The sequence below is a fragment of the Brucella pituitosa genome (assembly GCF_003049685.1).
Taxonomy (GTDB): Bacteria; Pseudomonadota; Alphaproteobacteria; order Rhizobiales; family Rhizobiaceae; genus Brucella; species Brucella pituitosa.
In genome coordinates this window covers 2,384,799-2,399,147 of record NZ_PYSY02000001.1, presented here as the reverse complement: position 1 = coordinate 2,399,147, position 14,349 = coordinate 2,384,799, and the positions used below count along the sequence as shown (strand labels likewise).

Below are 14,349 nucleotides of genomic sequence, written 5' to 3'. Positions count from 1 at the left end.
CCCTTAAGCTTTAAGCCGCTTGCGGCTCTGTCTGACGGGTGAGGAGTTTTTCACCGTCATGCCCCGCCACAATTCGTTCGATAATTTCGCCAGCATTGCCCTGATCCACAGCGGCCAGCGTGAAGCCTTCCGTGCGGGCAATGCCTTCCTTCTCGATCAACAGGCGTTGCACAGTTCCATTGAGAGAAGCGAGGTGTTTTTCATAAGCGCGGTCGCCGACAGCGCGCAGCCTTTTGGCGCGATCTTTCACGATTTCGCGCCTGACCTGCGGCATACGTGCAGCCGGTGTGCCCTCGCGGGCGCTGTATGGAAATACGTGCAGATGCGTCAGGCCGCATTCCTCGACGATCTTCATCGAGTTTGCGAACATGTCTTCAGTCTCGGTCGGAAAACCAGCAATAATGTCAGCACCGAACACGATATCGGGACGCAGCGCGCGCACATCCTCACAGAAGCGGATGGAATCATCACGCAAATGGCGGCGCTTCATGCGCTTCAAGATCATGTCGTCGCCTGCCTGAAGCGACAGATGCAGATGCGGCATCAGACGCTTTTCATTGGCGATGGCGTCCATAAGATCGTCGTCAGCTTCAATGGAATCAATGGATGAAAGACGCAGACGCTGCAAACCTGGCACCTGACTGAGAACGGTTTTTACCAGCTTGCCGAGACGCAGGCTTCCCGGCAGATCGGGGCCATAGGAGGTCATGTCCACGCCGGTCAGAACCACTTCGGCATAACCGTTATCGACGAGGCGCTTTACCTGATCGATGACGCCGCCCATTGGCACCGAACGCGAATTGCCGCGACCGTAAGGAATGATGCAGAAGGTGCAGCGATGATCGCAGCCATTCTGCACCTGAACGAAAGCACGCGCACGGCCCTCAATGGCATCAACCATGTGGCTTGCGGTTTCGCGCACTTCCATGATGTCGTTGACGCGGACCTTTTCGAACTGGTTCACGCCGAAGTCGGGCAGCATGCGGTAGGAGTTGGCCTTGAGCTTTTCCTCATTGCCCAGAATGAGGTCGACTTCATCCATGGCCTCGAATTTGGCAGATTCCGTTTGCGCGGCACAGCCGGTGACGATAATGCGCGCTTCCGGATTGTCGCGACGGGCTTTGCGGATAGCTTGACGCGCCTGACGCACGGCTTCCGATGTTACCGCACAGGTGTTGAATATGATCGCGCCGTCTTTCAGCTCGCCGAGCCCGGCGCTATCTGCTTCGCGCTTCATCACCTCGGATTCATAGGTGTTGAGACGGCATCCGAAAGTTACGACTTCCACAGCCATCAGGCAGCTCCCCGGCTAGTCTTTGGGGCGTACTCCCATGCGCCGGTTGCAGGATCGAATGTGCCATCAAATTCCCACTCAGCGGGGCCGGTCATCATGACGTGATCATCCTCGCGCCATTCGATCTTGATAGGGCCACCGGGGACGTTGACTGTAACCTCACGCTCGGTGCGGCCAGTGCGCGCGCCCGAAACGGCAGCAGCACAGGCCGCAGAACCGCAAGCAAGCGTAAGCCCGGCACCGCGTTCCCATGTGCGCAGGTTGATGTTTTCGCGTGATGAAACTTGCGCAATAGAAATATTGGCGCGTTCCGGGAAGATCGGATCGTGTTCCAGCCCCGGTCCATACTGATCGAGCGCATAGGTCCAGACGTCGTTCTCGACCCAGAAGATCGCATGCGGATTGCCCATGGAGGCAATCGATGGTGATTGCAGGACGGGAGCGTCTGCAGGGCCGGCAGTGAGGTTGATGGCACGCGTGTCGTCAACTTCATGGGCGAGGGGGATTTCCTGCCAGCCGAAATGCGGCTTTCCCATATCGACCGTGATCAGCCCATCTTCATGCTCATTGGCGGTCAGGATGCCAGCCAGCGTCTGGAAGATATAGTTCTGTTTACCGCTTTCGTTGGAAAGCCATTGCACAACGCAGCGAGTGCCATTGCCGCAAGCCTGCGCCTGCGTACCATCGCAATTGATGATCTCGATATAATGATCGGTGCCGGGTGTTTGGGGATCATGGATGGCCATGATCTGGTCAAACGAGGTTGCCTCATCGCCTGCCAGACGGATTGCAGCGGTCGGCGCGATATGATCGCTGCGTCCGCGCATATCGGCAACTATGATTTTGTTGCCGAGTCCGTTCATCTTGGCGAAGATAGCCTTGCTCATTGCTGGTTCCGGGTCCTGTCTATATCGGAAAGGCTCTGGAGCGCGTTTCGATCTGATTTGATCAGATCTGCGCTCCGACTTATTTGTTTTAAGGCGCATCTTAGTCCGAAAACCGTTTCACACTTTTCGGGATGCGCCCTATATGGCGGAAAAGCCCACAAATTGCCAGTACCGGCGCGCTTTTGGCCGCACTGGTATTGGTTGACCATCTTCAGGAATTGCAGATTGCTCAAAAACTGTGTCCTTCCTGCGCCATTTTGAAAATTTCTAAGCTATTTCAAGTCTTCTTGATGCGATCTCATCCATATTTGCCTCATTGCACAGTTGATTTTTTAACCATATCGCCATTTTATCGGTGCAATATTGTTTTTAGGTCGAGTCTTCAAACTCGACAGTGCGAGGGGCACTCCCCCGAATAATTGGCCCCACGAACATGATGAAATTGGAGAACCAGATGGGAATTTCAAAAGCAAGTTTGCTCAGCATTGCTGCAGCGGGCGTCATTTTGGCCGGTTGCCAAAGCTCCCGGGTCGGAGGCTTTGACAACAATGCATCGCCGCCGCCGCCAGCACCGCTGAAATCTGCTCCTGTCAGTTCCGTACAGTCTGGTAATCTCAGCGCTCCAAATTCGTTCCCAACCGCGCCGACCACTGACATGTCGCAGCCAGCCGCTGGCACGCAGGTTGCAAGCCTGCCGCCCGAATCAGCGCCTGATCTGACGCCGGGTACGGTAGCCGGTGTGTGGAATGCATCGCTTGCCGGTCAGAATTGTAAGATCGCAACACCACAGACCAAGTATGGTCAGGGTTTCCGCGCGGGTCCGCTGCGTTGCCCAGGCGAACTTGGAAGCCTTGCTTCGTGGTCGGTCAGCGGCAAGCAGCTTTCGCTTTATGATGCGAATGGCGGAACCGTCGCGACGCTCTATTCTTCCGGTCAGGGCCGTTTCGATGGTCAGACCACAGGCGGTCAGGCAGTTTCGCTGTCGCGCTAAGAGGTTCTTTCGCTTAAAGACAGGCGGATCATCGCGAGATGGTCCGCCGTTTTTGCAATTGAAAGGTTGAACGGAAGCAATCATGTCTTTCGACGGTAATCTGAAAGCGTTCCCCTCGGTCAGCGAGCATTATGATGCGCTGGTGAGGGCAGGCGAAGTTGAAGTCGATCCAGCGCAGCTTGAGCTCACCAAACGCTATGATCGCCTGATCGAAGAAGTTTGCACCAAGCGTTTGTCACGCAAGTCGAGTGCACTTGGCTGGCTGTTCGGCAAGCGCAAGGAAGTCGCAATCGTTAAGGGGCTCTATGTGCACGGCGAAGTCGGGCGCGGCAAGACCATGCTGATGGACATGTTCTTTCAGCTTTTGCCGGTCGAACGCAAACGCCGCGCGCACTTCAATGATTTTATGGCTGACGCGCATGAGCGCATCAATGCGCATCGTCAGGCCTTGAAGCGGGGCGAAACCAAGCAGGAAGACCCGATCCCGCCAGTCGCAGAAGCTCTCGCCGAACAGGCATGGGTGCTTTGCTTTGACGAGTTCACCGTGACCGATATTGCCGATGCGATGATCCTGTCGCGTCTGTTCAGCGCCTTGTTTGCACGCGGCGTGGTGTTGATCGCAACATCCAATGTTGCACCTGACAATCTCTATCGCGACGGGCTGAACCGCCAGCTCTTCCTGCCATTCGTCAATATCCTCAAGCAGCATGTCGATGTAATCAATCTCGATTCGCGCACCGATTACCGTCTGGAAAAGCTCGATCGTCAGCCGGTTTATCTGACGCCACTTAATTCCGAGACGACCAAACGCATGGATGCGGCATGGGCTGCCCATAAAAATGGTCGGCAAGAAAAGTCTGATGTCGTCCATATCAAGGGTCGCGACATTCCCGTGCGTCACGCGGTGCCGGGAGCGGCACGTTTCACCTTCAGCGAGCTTTGCGCGCAGCCGCTCGCAGCAAACGATTATATCGCCATCGTCACACGCTATCAGACGCTGTTCATTGATGATGTGCCGGTGCTCGACCATTCACGCCGCAATGAGGCCAAGCGCTTCATTCTGCTGATCGACGTGCTTTATGATCATCATGCGCGGTTGTTCATCTCCGCCGAAGCGCAACCTGAAAAGCTCTATGAAGCAAAGCAGGGTGTGGAGGCTTTCGAGTTTGATCGCACAGCGTCGCGCCTGTTTGAAATGCAGAGCGCGGAATATCTCGATGCATTTTCCGAGAAAACAAAAGGCTGAGACGGACCTGTTGGTCTTTCTCTTCTTATCATCGAACTGCCACAGACTCGACTTATAGCAACGACGGGCTATGTTGCTCTGACAAGAGCTTGGGTTGAATGCGGTTGATTGCCGATCGTATATCCCTGCCTGCAAAAATGAATGGCGGCCCGGCTGGCGTATTGTAAGCAACGCGAAACAGCCGGACGACGGGACTCAATTGCCTCCATTTTGACAAAATATCTTACGTTTACGTAAGAACATATAAATCTAACCGATTGAAAACATTGGTCGCAAAATAATGAGTTGAGTTTTTTTGCAAAGAGTCCTATCGAACCCTCGCAGCGCAGACGCGTTTTCCGGGAGGAAACCGGATAGCTTCATGCGTTTCTGGATCAAACTTGAGGAAAGAAACAATCATGGCACGCAACAAGATTGCCCTCATCGGCTCCGGCATGATCGGCGGCACGCTCGCTCATCTTGCTGGTCTGAAGGAACTCGGCGACGTCGTCCTTTTCGACATTGCGGAAGGCACTCCGCAGGGTAAGGGACTGGATATCGCAGAATCTTCACCGGTTGACGGTTTTGATGCGAAGTTCACCGGTGCAAATGACTATGCCGCAATCGAGGGCGCAGACGTTGTCATCGTAACCGCTGGTGTGCCGCGTAAGCCGGGCATGAGCCGCGACGATCTTCTTGGTATCAACCTGAAGGTCATGGAACAGGTCGGCGCAGGCATCAAGAAATACGCTCCTGAAGCTTTCGTCATCTGCATCACCAACCCGCTCGATGCGATGGTTTGGGCTCTGCAGAAGTTCTCCGGTCTGCCAGCACACAAGGTTGTCGGCATGGCTGGCGTTCTCGATAGCGCCCGTTTCCGCTACTTCCTTGCAGAAGAATTCAATGTGTCGGTCGAAGACGTCACTGCATTCGTGCTTGGCGGCCACGGCGACAGCATGGTTCCGCTGGCTCGTTACTCGACCGTTGCCGGTATCCCGCTGCCAGACCTCGTCAAGATGGGCTGGACCAGCCAGGAAAAGCTCGACAAGATCATTCAGCGCACCCGTGATGGCGGCGCAGAAATCGTCGGCCTGCTCAAGACCGGTTCTGCTTTCTACGCACCGGCAGCTTCCGCCATTCAGATGGCTGAATCCTACCTCAAGGACAAGAAGCGCGTTCTGCCTGTCGCAGCACAGCTTTCCGGTCAGTATGGCGTCAAGGACATGTATGTCGGCGTTCCAACCGTGATCGGTGCCAATGGCGTTGAACGTATTATCGAGATCGATCTCGATAAGGACGAAAAGGCCGAGTTCGAAAAGTCGGTCGCATCTGTTGCCGGTCTTTGCGAAGCCTGCATCGGCATCGCTCCGTCACTGAAATAAGTTCCAGACAAGGCCGGATCGCTCTTGAGCGTGGCCCGGCCTTTTCCGGCTGTCAATTATCGGTCGAAGATTCGGGCCGTACCGGCTCAGTTGAAAGGGCCGGGAATCCGTAGAGGACAACCAGATGAATATTCACGAATACCAGGCCAAGCGCCTGCTTCACACCTTCGGCGCCCCGATCGCCAATGGTGTGGCTGTCTATTCCGTCGAACAGGCGGAAGAATGGGCAAAGACGCTTCCAGGCCCGCTTTACGTCGTCAAGAGCCAGATCCATGCTGGTGGACGCGGCAAAGGCAAGTTCAAGGAACTCGGTCCTGATGCCAAGGGCGGCGTACGCCTGGCAAAGTCGATCGAAGAAGTTGTTTCCCATGCGAAGGAAATGCTCGGCAACACGCTCGTCACCAAGCAGACCGGCGAAGCTGGCAAGCAGGTCAATCGTCTTTACATCGAAGATGGCGCAGACATTGAGCGCGAGCTTTATCTCTCGATCCTGATCGACCGCACCGTTGGCCGTCCTGCTTTCGTCGTTTCGACTGAAGGCGGCATGGACATCGAAGCTGTCGCTGAAGAGACCCCTGAGAAGATCATCACGGTCGCAATCGATCCTGCCAAGGGCGTGACCGATGAAGATTCCAACAAGCTCGCCGATGCGCTGAAGCTTGAAGGTGAAGCCCGTGAAGACGGCCTCAAGCTGTTCCCGATCCTCTACAAGGCCTTCACAGAGAAGGACATGAGCCTTCTGGAAATCAACCCGCTGATCGTCATGACCAACGGTCGCGTTCGCGTTCTCGATGCCAAGGTATCGTTCGACGGCAATGCACTGTTCCGTCATCCAGACATTCAGGAACTGCGCGATCTGTCGGAAGAAGACGAAAAAGAAATCGAAGCTTCCAAGCACGATCTCGCTTACGTCGCTCTTGATGGCAACATCGGCTGCATGGTCAACGGCGCAGGCCTTGCCATGGCGACCATGGACATCATCAAGCTTTACGGTGCAGAGCCAGCTAACTTCCTCGACGTTGGCGGCGGCGCTACCAAGGAGAAGGTAACGTCGGCATTCAAGATCATCACCGCTGATCCGGCTGTCCAGGGCATTCTGGTCAACATCTTTGGCGGCATCATGAAGTGTGACGTGATCGCTGAAGGCGTTATCGCTGCGGTCAAGGAAGTCGGTCTCAAGGTTCCATTGGTTGTCCGTCTTGAAGGCACCAATGTTGAGCTTGGCAAGAAGATCATCAACGAGAGCGGCCTGAATGTTATTTCGGCTGACGATCTCGACGATGCGGCACAGAAAATCGTCGCTGCAGTGAAGGGGAATTAAGGCATGTCCATTCTCGTTAACAAGGACACCAAGGTTCTCGTACAGGGCCTGACCGGCAAGACCGGTACTTTCCACACCGAACAGGCGCTTGCTTATTATGGCACGCAGATGGTCGGCGGTATCCACCGGAAAAAGGGTGGCGAAACCTGGGAAGGTTCGAAAGGCGAAAAGCTTCCGATCTTCGCAACTGTTGCAGAAGCCAAGGAACGCACAGGTGCAGACGCATCGGTGATCTACGTTCCGCCGGCAGGTGCAGCGGACGCAATCATCGAAGCGATTGAAGCTGAAGTCGGCTTCATCGTCTGCATCACCGAAGGCATTCCGGTCATGGACATGGTTCGCGTCAAGGAGCGTCTGGAACGCTCAAAATCGCGCCTGCTCGGACCAAACTGCCCGGGTATCCTGACCCCTGAAGAATGCAAGATCGGCATCATGCCGGGCAATATCTTCAAGAAGGGTTCGGTGGGTGTTGTATCCCGCTCCGGCACACTTACCTATGAGGCAGTGTTCCAAACCTCGAACGAAGGCCTCGGCCAGACCACTGCTGTCGGTATCGGCGGCGATCCGGTCAAGGGTACCGAGTTCATCGACGTGCTGGAAATGTTCCTCGCCGACGATGAAACCAAGTCGATCGTCATGATCGGTGAAATCGGTGGCTCCGCTGAAGAAGAAGCAGCGCAGTTCCTGAAGGACGAAGCAAAGCGCGGTCGCAAGAAGCCAATGGTTGGCTTCATCGCTGGCCGTACGGCTCCTGCCGGACGCACCATGGGCCATGCTGGCGCCGTGATCTCCGGTGGCAAGGGCGGCGCAGAAGACAAGATTGCAGCCATGGAATCGGCTGGCATTCGCGTGTCTCCTTCGCCAGCACAGCTTGGCAAGACGCTGGTTGAAGTCCTCAAGGGCTGAGATCGCATTGCTGATTGAAATGCCCCGGCAGTGGCGAAAGCTGCTGCCGGGGAAAGCGCATCCCGAAAAGTGTGAAACGGTTTTCGGATAAGATGCGCGCAAGAAGACCGGATACGGCCGGTTTAAGAGAATGTCAGGCTTTGGCCATCATTCTTCCGCAGGAATTGAGTTTGTGATCGAGTTTGCCGGGGTCTGTTGTGGTTCCTCCCCGGCGGCGTGAGGGATGAAGTTGAGAGAGCTTCCGGCCCGCGCATGATGAGCTACTACAAGGAGACGGAGCGGAGGCTCCGGATTAGGTTATGGCAAGGCAAGAACAAGCCAACGACGTTTTCGCCCTTACCTCGTTCCTCTATGGCGGCAATGCCGATTATATCGAGGAACTTTACGCCAAGTATGAGGATGATCCCAACTCGGTCGATGCAGAGTGGCGCGATTTCTTCGCGCAGCTGAAAGACGACGCCGACGATGTGCGCAAAAACGCACAGGGCGCGAGCTGGACCCGCAAGAACTGGCCAATTCAGGCTAATGGCGAGCTGGTATCTGCGCTCGATGGCAACTGGGCCGATGTTGAAAAGCATGTGACCGACAAGCTGAAGGGCAAGGCCGCTAAAGGCGATGCCAAGTCCGCTTCTGCTGCCGCACTGACTTCGGAAGAGATTGCACAGGCTGCACGCGACAGCGTTCGCGCCATCATGATGATCCGCGCTTATCGTATGCGTGGCCATCTGCATGCCAATCTCGATCCGCTCGGTCTTGCTGAAAAGCCAAATGATTTCAGCGAACTTGATCCGGCAACCTATGGCTTCACGCCTGCCGATTATGACCGCAAGATCTTCATCGACAATGTTCTTGGTCTTGAATACGCAACTGTTCCGCAGATGCTTGAAATCCTCAAGCGCACTTATTGCGGCAATATCGGCGTTGAATTCATGCACATTTCCGATCCGGTCGAAAAGGCCTGGATTCAGGAACGCATCGAAGGTCCGGACAAAGGCTATGCTTTCACTGCTGAAGGCAAGAAGGCCATTCTGTCGAAGCTGATCGAAGCTGAAGGTTTCGAACAGTTCATCGACGTGAAGTACAAGGGCACCAAGCGTTTCGGTCTTGATGGCGGTGAATCGCTGATCCCGGCGCTGGAACAGATCGTCAAGCGTGGCGGTCAGATGGGCCTCAAGGAAGTCGTGCTCGGCATGGCGCACCGCGGTCGTCTGAACGTGCTTTCTCAGGTTATGGGCAAGCCGCATCGCGCAATCTTCCACGAGTTCAAGGGCGGTTCTTACGCACCGGACGACGTCGAAGGTTCGGGCGACGTGAAGTATCACCTTGGTGCTTCGTCGGACCGTGAGTTCGACGGCAACAAGGTTCACCTTTCGCTGACCGCCAACCCGTCGCATCTTGAAATCGTCAACCCGGTCGTCATGGGCAAGGCACGCGCCAAGCAGGATCTGCTTGTTGGCCGCACCCGCGACGATATGGTGCCACTGACGGAACGCGCCAAGGTTCTGCCGCTGCTGCTGCACGGCGATGCTGCTTTCGCAGGTCAGGGTGTTGTTGCAGAGTGTCTTGGGCTTTCCGGCCTGAAGGGCCACCGCGTTGGCGGTACGCTGCACTTCATCATAAACAACCAGATCGGCTTCACCACCAATCCGGCCTTCTCGCGTTCGTCGCCTTATCCGTCGGATGTGGCGAAGATGATTGAAGCGCCGATCTTCCACGTCAATGGTGACGATCCGGAAGCGGTTGTGTTCGCAGCCAAGGTTGCGATGGAATTCCGCATGATCTTCCACAAGCCGGTAGTCATCGACATGTTCTGCTACCGTCGCTTTGGCCATAATGAAGGTGACGAGCCTTCATTCACCCAGCCGTTGATGTATAAGGAAATCCGCGCGCACAAGACCACTGTGCAGCTTTACAGCGACAAGCTGATGGCTGAAGGTCTGCTTGCACAGCCTGATATCGACAAGATGAAGGCTGACTGGCGCGAAAAGCTTGAGCAGGAATTCGAAGCAGGCCAGAGCTATAAGCCGAACAAGGCTGACTGGTTTGACGGTGCGTGGAGTGGTCTGCGTACGGCAGACAATGCCGACGAACAGCGCCGCGGCAAGACCGGCGTTCCGATCAAGACGCTCAAGGAAATCGGCAAAAAGCTCGTTGAAGTTCCGAAGGACTTCAACGTCCATCGCACGATCCAGCGCTTCCTCGATAACCGCGCCAAGATGATCGATACCGGCGAAGGCATCGATTGGGCAACGGCTGAATCGCTGGCATTCGGTTCTCTGGTTTCCGAAGGAAGCCCGATCCGCCTGTCCGGTCAGGACGTGGAACGCGGCACCTTCTCGCAGCGCCACACGGTTCTCTATGATCAGGAAACCCAGAACCGCTATATTCCTCTGAACAACATTCAGAAGGGGCAGGCGATCTACGAAGCCATCAACTCGATGCTTTCGGAAGAAGCGGTGCTCGGCTACGAATACGGCTATTCGCTGTCCGATCCGCGTGCACTGGTTCTCTGGGAAGCCCAGTTCGGCGATTTCGCCAACGGTGCACAGGTCGTCTTCGATCAGTTCATCTCGTCGGGTGAACGCAAGTGGCTGCGTATGTCGGGTCTCGTTTGCCTTCTGCCGCATGGCTATGAAGGTCAGGGTCCTGAGCATTCCTCGGCACGTCTCGAACGCTGGTTGCAGATGTGTGCGGAAGACAACATGCAGGTGGCCAACGTTACGACGCCGGCTAACTACTTCCATATCCTGCGCCGTCAGATGAAGCGTGACTTCCGCAAGCCGCTCATCATGATGACGCCGAAGTCGCTGTTGCGCCACAAGCGTGCTGTGTCGAGCCTCAACGAACTGTCGGGCGATTCTTCGTTCCACCGTCTGCTTTGGGATGATGCGCAGTACAACAAGGGCGATGGCATCAAGCTTCAGAAGGACGGCAAGATCCGTCGCGTGGTTCTGTGCTCGGGCAAGGTCTATTACGATCTTTATGAAGAGCGCGAAAAGCGTGGCATCGACGATGTCTACCTGCTGCGTGTCGAACAGCTCTATCCATTCCCGGCCAAGGCGCTCATCAATGAGCTGTCGCGCTTCCGTCAGGCAGAAATCGTCTGGTGTCAGGAAGAGCCGAAGAACATGGGTGCATGGTCGTTCATCGATCCGTATCTGGAATGGGTTCTTGCACATATCGACGCCAAGCATCAGCGCGTTCGCTACACCGGTCGTCCGGCAGCGGCTTCGCCTGCAACGGGTCTGATGTCGAAGCACCTTGCGCAGCTTGAGGCTTTCCTTGAGGATGCGCTCGGAAACTAATTAATTTGTCAGTAGGAAGCGGTTTGTGAAAACCGCTTCCTACTGAATTGAACATAAATCTAAAGATCGAAGATCACGGAAGAAGAAACCATGGCCACCGAAATTCGCGTTCCCACGCTTGGGGAGTCCGTTACTGAGGCAACCATCGGAAAGTGGTTCAAGAAGGTTGGCGACGCTATCGCTGCTGACGAACCGCTGGTGGAACTGGAAACCGACAAGGTGACAATTGAAGTTCCGGCGGCAGCAGCCGGCGTTCTCGCTGAAATCGTTGCGCAGGAAGGCGACACGGTTGAAGTAAACGCTCTGCTCGGTCAGATTTCGGGCGCGGGTTCGGCACCTGCTCCGAAGAAGGAAGAAGCCAAGCCGGCAGCAGCGGCTGCTCCTGCTGCATCGGCGCCTGTCGCTTCTGCATCATCCGGTCCAGCAATGCAGCCCGCACCGGCTGCCTCCAAGATCCTTTCTGAAAATGGCCTTTCGGCTGATCAGGTAGAAGGTTCGGGCAAGCGCGGTCAGGTCCTCAAGGGCGACGTTCTCGACGCTATTGCTAAGGGCGTTTCGGCTGCTCCAGCTGCCGCCGCAGCACCTGCTGCTGCCCGTCCGGCATCGTCGGCTGGCGACGCATCGCGCGAAGAACGCGTGAAGATGACCCGCCTGCGTCAGACGATTGCACGTCGTCTGAAAGACGCTCAGAACACCGCTGCAATGCTCACGACTTACAACGAAGTCGATATGTCTGCGGTCATGGAACTGCGCACCAAGTACAAGGACGTCTTCGAGAAGAAGCATGGCGTGAAGCTCGGCTTCATGGGCTTCTTCACGAAGGCCGTGACCCATGCGCTGAAGGAAATCCCGGCCGTTAACGCCGAGATCGACGGCAACGACATCATCTACAAGAACTTTGCACATGTCGGCATGGCTGTCGGCACCGACAAAGGCCTCGTCGTTCCTGTCATCCGCGATGCCGATCAGCTTTCGATTGCTGGTGTTGAAAAGGAACTGGGACGTCTTGCGAAAGCTGCACGCGACGGTTCGCTTTCGGTTGGTGACATGCAGGGCGGCACCTTCACCATCACCAATGGTGGTGTTTACGGCTCGCTGATGTCCTCGCCGATCCTCAATGCGCCGCAGTCGGGCATTCTCGGCATGCACAAGATCCAGGATCGTCCGGTTGTCGTCGGCGGCCAGATCGTCATCCGTCCGATGATGTATCTTGCTCTCAGCTACGATCACCGCATCGTTGACGGCAAGGAAGCCGTGACCTTCCTCGTCCGCGTCAAGGAAAGCCTGGAAGATCCAGAACGTCTCGTTCTCGATCTCTAAAAAGGTAAAAAATAATGGAGCCGGGTTTGTTTTCCGCGTCGCCTTTTCTCCCGCTGATTGGCTGGAGTGTTGTTCTGCTGGTGGTTCATATTCTCCTGCAGGGTTTTACGGCGACGAAGGAACTCGGCTCCAAATGGAATGCGGGTCCGCGCGATCAAGGGTTGAAACCCACCGGTCATCTTGCCGGTCGCGCGGAGCGCGCCTCCAACAATTTCCGTGAAACCTATCCCGCTTTCATTGCGCTCGCTTTGGCACTTGTGTTCAAGGGCGATGCTCAAGGATGGGGGCTTTGCGGCGCGTGGATCTGGTTTGCCTGTCGCCTCCTCTATATTCCGCTTTATCTCGCGGGTATTCCTTATATCCGCTCGCTGGTCTGGCTCGGTTCGCTGGCCGGGCTGGCGCTGATGTTTTTCAATCTGGTTTTTTGACGGTTGCCTGCATCTTGTCGATGCGGGGCGAAGGATAAGTGATGCATCCCTATCTGTTTGAACTTGCATCTCTGATGGCTATTTTCGTCTTTGCCATCGTCTCCCCGGGTGCTGATCTCGCCATGGTCATCCGTCAGTCGCTGATGCAGGGGCGCCGCGAGGCGATCATCACCAGCTTCGGCATTGGTGCAGCCTTCATGATGCATGTCACCTATACGGTGCTTGGTCTGGGACTGATCATTTCTCAGTCGATCTATCTTTTCAATATCGTGAAATGGTGTGGCGTAGCCTATCTGATCTATATCGGCATTAAGGCGCTGCGTGCTGGCACGACGAAGATCGATATCGACATGAGCGTGCAGGAACCGCGCGCCAGGCAAAGTGCGCTCAAGGCTTTCAGCCTGGGCTTTGCCGCCAATGCGCTTAATCCGAAGGCTGTGTTCTTCTTCCTGTCGATCTTCTCGACTGTTGTCAGCCTTCATACACCGACCGAAGTGAAGCTCGGCTACGGTGTTGTGATGGCCACAGCATTGATTTCATGGTTTATCGGTGTCAGCCTTTTCATGACGACTCCAAAGATGCGCGCAGTTTTCTCGCGTGCTTCAAAATGGATCGACAGAACAAGTGGCGTGGTTTTCATCGCACTTGGTCTGAAACTTGCTGCTGAAAAGGCGCATTAAAACTGCCGGATAGTTGAGGAGAACCGACAGATGCATGACATGAAAAAGCTCTTCAAGGTGGTGGCTGCATCAGCACTGGCCGTGACGGTTTTCTCGAGCGCCGTTCAGGCCGCTTGCACGCAGAACCGTGCCGTCTATCGTGATCAGGGTGATGCCTACACACTGACCTTCCATGCCGCGCAGTCCAACGCGCTGAAGATGAGCCCGGCACCAACCAACGAATTCACCATCACTGCCGATGATAAGCCAGAGTTCAAACTCTCTGGCCTCGTCATTTGGCCCGAAGAGGGGGTTGCACGCCCCTATGCACTCATTACCTATAACTGCAAGAATGGCGGCACCGATCCGGAGGACCTCGATGATTGCAGCATCTGGCAGAGTGTTGTCTACGCGCTGAAGGAAGGTGCAGAGGCGGATGTGCTGCCAAAGGCCGATGAACCTGCAGCACAGGCCATTCTGTTTCCCGATCTGGCAACGGCGCTGGACGGATATGATTTTGGTGCCGCGAAGCCTGAAAAGCCGCTTGAATTTGAAAGCTTCCGTTTCAAGTCGTGCACGCCTGAAGAAGAATGATCGGATTTCCGGTCGTATCAATGTTTAAGGGTCGTGA

General features: G+C 55.5%; 12 protein-coding genes. 10 read left to right on the top strand and 2 right to left on the bottom strand.

Translation table 11 applies throughout. The annotated features are described in order from the left end of the window. Positions 1–10 precede the first annotated feature (10 nt). On the bottom strand, positions 11–1,294 hold the full coding sequence (gene mtaB, locus C9380_RS11800) for a tRNA (N(6)-L-threonylcarbamoyladenosine(37)-C(2))-methylthiotransferase MtaB (protein ID WP_024898513.1): 1,284 nt from the start codon (positions 1,292–1,294) through the stop codon (positions 11–13). Further along, the gene (gene dapF, locus C9380_RS11795) at positions 1,294–2,181 is read right to left on the bottom strand and encodes a diaminopimelate epimerase (RefSeq protein WP_128093580.1); all 888 of its coding nucleotides are present in this window, start codon (positions 2,179–2,181) and stop codon (positions 1,294–1,296) included. Before dapF ends, mtaB begins: the two co-directional genes overlap by 1 nt. 454 nt (positions 2,182–2,635) lie before the next feature. On the opposite strand from dapF, the gene C9380_RS11790 reads away from it, so the two are divergent. The 10 genes from C9380_RS11790 to C9380_RS11745 all read left to right on the top strand — a co-directional run bounded on the left by C9380_RS11790 (position 2,636) and on the right by C9380_RS11745 (position 14,312). Continuing rightward, positions 2,636–3,172 (top strand): protease inhibitor Inh/omp19 family protein, encoded by a 537-nt coding sequence (locus C9380_RS11790; protein WP_024898516.1) that lies wholly within the window; start codon positions 2,636–2,638, stop codon positions 3,170–3,172. Positions 3,173–3,254: 82 nt separating this feature from the next. Continuing rightward, on the top strand, positions 3,255–4,418 hold the full coding sequence (zapE, locus tag C9380_RS11785; protein ID WP_024898517.1) for a cell division protein ZapE: 1,164 nt from the start codon (positions 3,255–3,257) through the stop codon (positions 4,416–4,418). A gap of 398 nt (positions 4,419–4,816) precedes the next feature. After that, positions 4,817–5,779, top strand: coding sequence for a malate dehydrogenase (gene mdh / locus C9380_RS11780; RefSeq protein ID WP_105534738.1), 963 nt, complete (start codon positions 4,817–4,819; stop codon positions 5,777–5,779). A 124-nt stretch (positions 5,780–5,903) separates the two neighbouring features. Next, a complete protein-coding gene (gene sucC / locus C9380_RS11775; RefSeq protein ID WP_128093579.1) occupies positions 5,904–7,100 on the top strand; it encodes an ADP-forming succinate--CoA ligase subunit beta in 1,197 nt (398 codons plus the stop codon). A 3-nt stretch (positions 7,101–7,103) separates the two neighbouring features. Then, positions 7,104–8,006: a succinate--CoA ligase subunit alpha gene (sucD, locus tag C9380_RS11770; RefSeq protein ID WP_128093578.1), complete on the top strand. Its 903-nt coding sequence runs from the start codon at positions 7,104–7,106 to the stop codon at positions 8,004–8,006. Positions 8,007–8,305: 299 nt separating this feature from the next. After that, on the top strand, positions 8,306–11,311 hold the full coding sequence (locus C9380_RS11765) for a 2-oxoglutarate dehydrogenase E1 component (protein ID WP_024898521.1): 3,006 nt from the start codon (positions 8,306–8,308) through the stop codon (positions 11,309–11,311). Positions 11,312–11,401: 90 nt separating this feature from the next. Beyond that, on the top strand, positions 11,402–12,631 hold the full coding sequence (gene odhB / locus C9380_RS11760) for a 2-oxoglutarate dehydrogenase complex dihydrolipoyllysine-residue succinyltransferase (RefSeq protein ID WP_100558459.1): 1,230 nt from the start codon (positions 11,402–11,404) through the stop codon (positions 12,629–12,631). A gap of 14 nt (positions 12,632–12,645) precedes the next feature. Further along, positions 12,646–13,059, top strand: a complete 414-nt coding sequence (locus tag C9380_RS11755; protein WP_024898523.1) for an MAPEG family protein — start codon at positions 12,646–12,648, stop codon at positions 13,057–13,059. Between the two features lie 41 nt (positions 13,060–13,100). After that, positions 13,101–13,739 (top strand): LysE family translocator, encoded by a 639-nt coding sequence (locus C9380_RS11750; RefSeq protein WP_024898524.1) that lies wholly within the window; start codon positions 13,101–13,103, stop codon positions 13,737–13,739. A 30-nt stretch (positions 13,740–13,769) separates the two neighbouring features. After that, positions 13,770–14,312 (top strand): hypothetical protein, encoded by a 543-nt coding sequence (locus C9380_RS11745; protein WP_024898525.1) that lies wholly within the window; start codon positions 13,770–13,772, stop codon positions 14,310–14,312. Positions 14,313–14,349: the final 37 nt, after the last annotated feature.

What these genes read in the sequence shown, in the direction of transcription:
- mtaB (WP_024898513.1), bottom strand. Translation starts at nt 1,294, where the DNA reads ATGGCTGTGGAAGTCGTAACTTTCGGATGCCGTCTCAACACCTATGAA.
- dapF (WP_128093580.1), bottom strand. Translation starts at nt 2,181, where the DNA reads ATGAGCAAGGCTATCTTCGCCAAGATGAACGGACTCGGCAACAAAATC.
- C9380_RS11790 (WP_024898516.1), top strand. Translation starts at nt 2,636, where the DNA reads ATGGGAATTTCAAAAGCAAGTTTGCTCAGCATTGCTGCAGCGGGCGTC.
- zapE (WP_024898517.1), top strand. Translation starts at nt 3,255, where the DNA reads ATGTCTTTCGACGGTAATCTGAAAGCGTTCCCCTCGGTCAGCGAGCAT.
- mdh (WP_105534738.1), top strand. Translation starts at nt 4,817, where the DNA reads ATGGCACGCAACAAGATTGCCCTCATCGGCTCCGGCATGATCGGCGGC.
- sucC (WP_128093579.1), top strand. Translation starts at nt 5,904, where the DNA reads ATGAATATTCACGAATACCAGGCCAAGCGCCTGCTTCACACCTTCGGC.
- sucD (WP_128093578.1), top strand. Translation starts at nt 7,104, where the DNA reads ATGTCCATTCTCGTTAACAAGGACACCAAGGTTCTCGTACAGGGCCTG.
- C9380_RS11765 (WP_024898521.1), top strand. Translation starts at nt 8,306, where the DNA reads ATGGCAAGGCAAGAACAAGCCAACGACGTTTTCGCCCTTACCTCGTTC.
- odhB (WP_100558459.1), top strand. Translation starts at nt 11,402, where the DNA reads ATGGCCACCGAAATTCGCGTTCCCACGCTTGGGGAGTCCGTTACTGAG.
- C9380_RS11755 (WP_024898523.1), top strand. Translation starts at nt 12,646, where the DNA reads ATGGAGCCGGGTTTGTTTTCCGCGTCGCCTTTTCTCCCGCTGATTGGC.
- C9380_RS11750 (WP_024898524.1), top strand. Translation starts at nt 13,101, where the DNA reads ATGCATCCCTATCTGTTTGAACTTGCATCTCTGATGGCTATTTTCGTC.
- C9380_RS11745 (WP_024898525.1), top strand. Translation starts at nt 13,770, where the DNA reads ATGCATGACATGAAAAAGCTCTTCAAGGTGGTGGCTGCATCAGCACTG.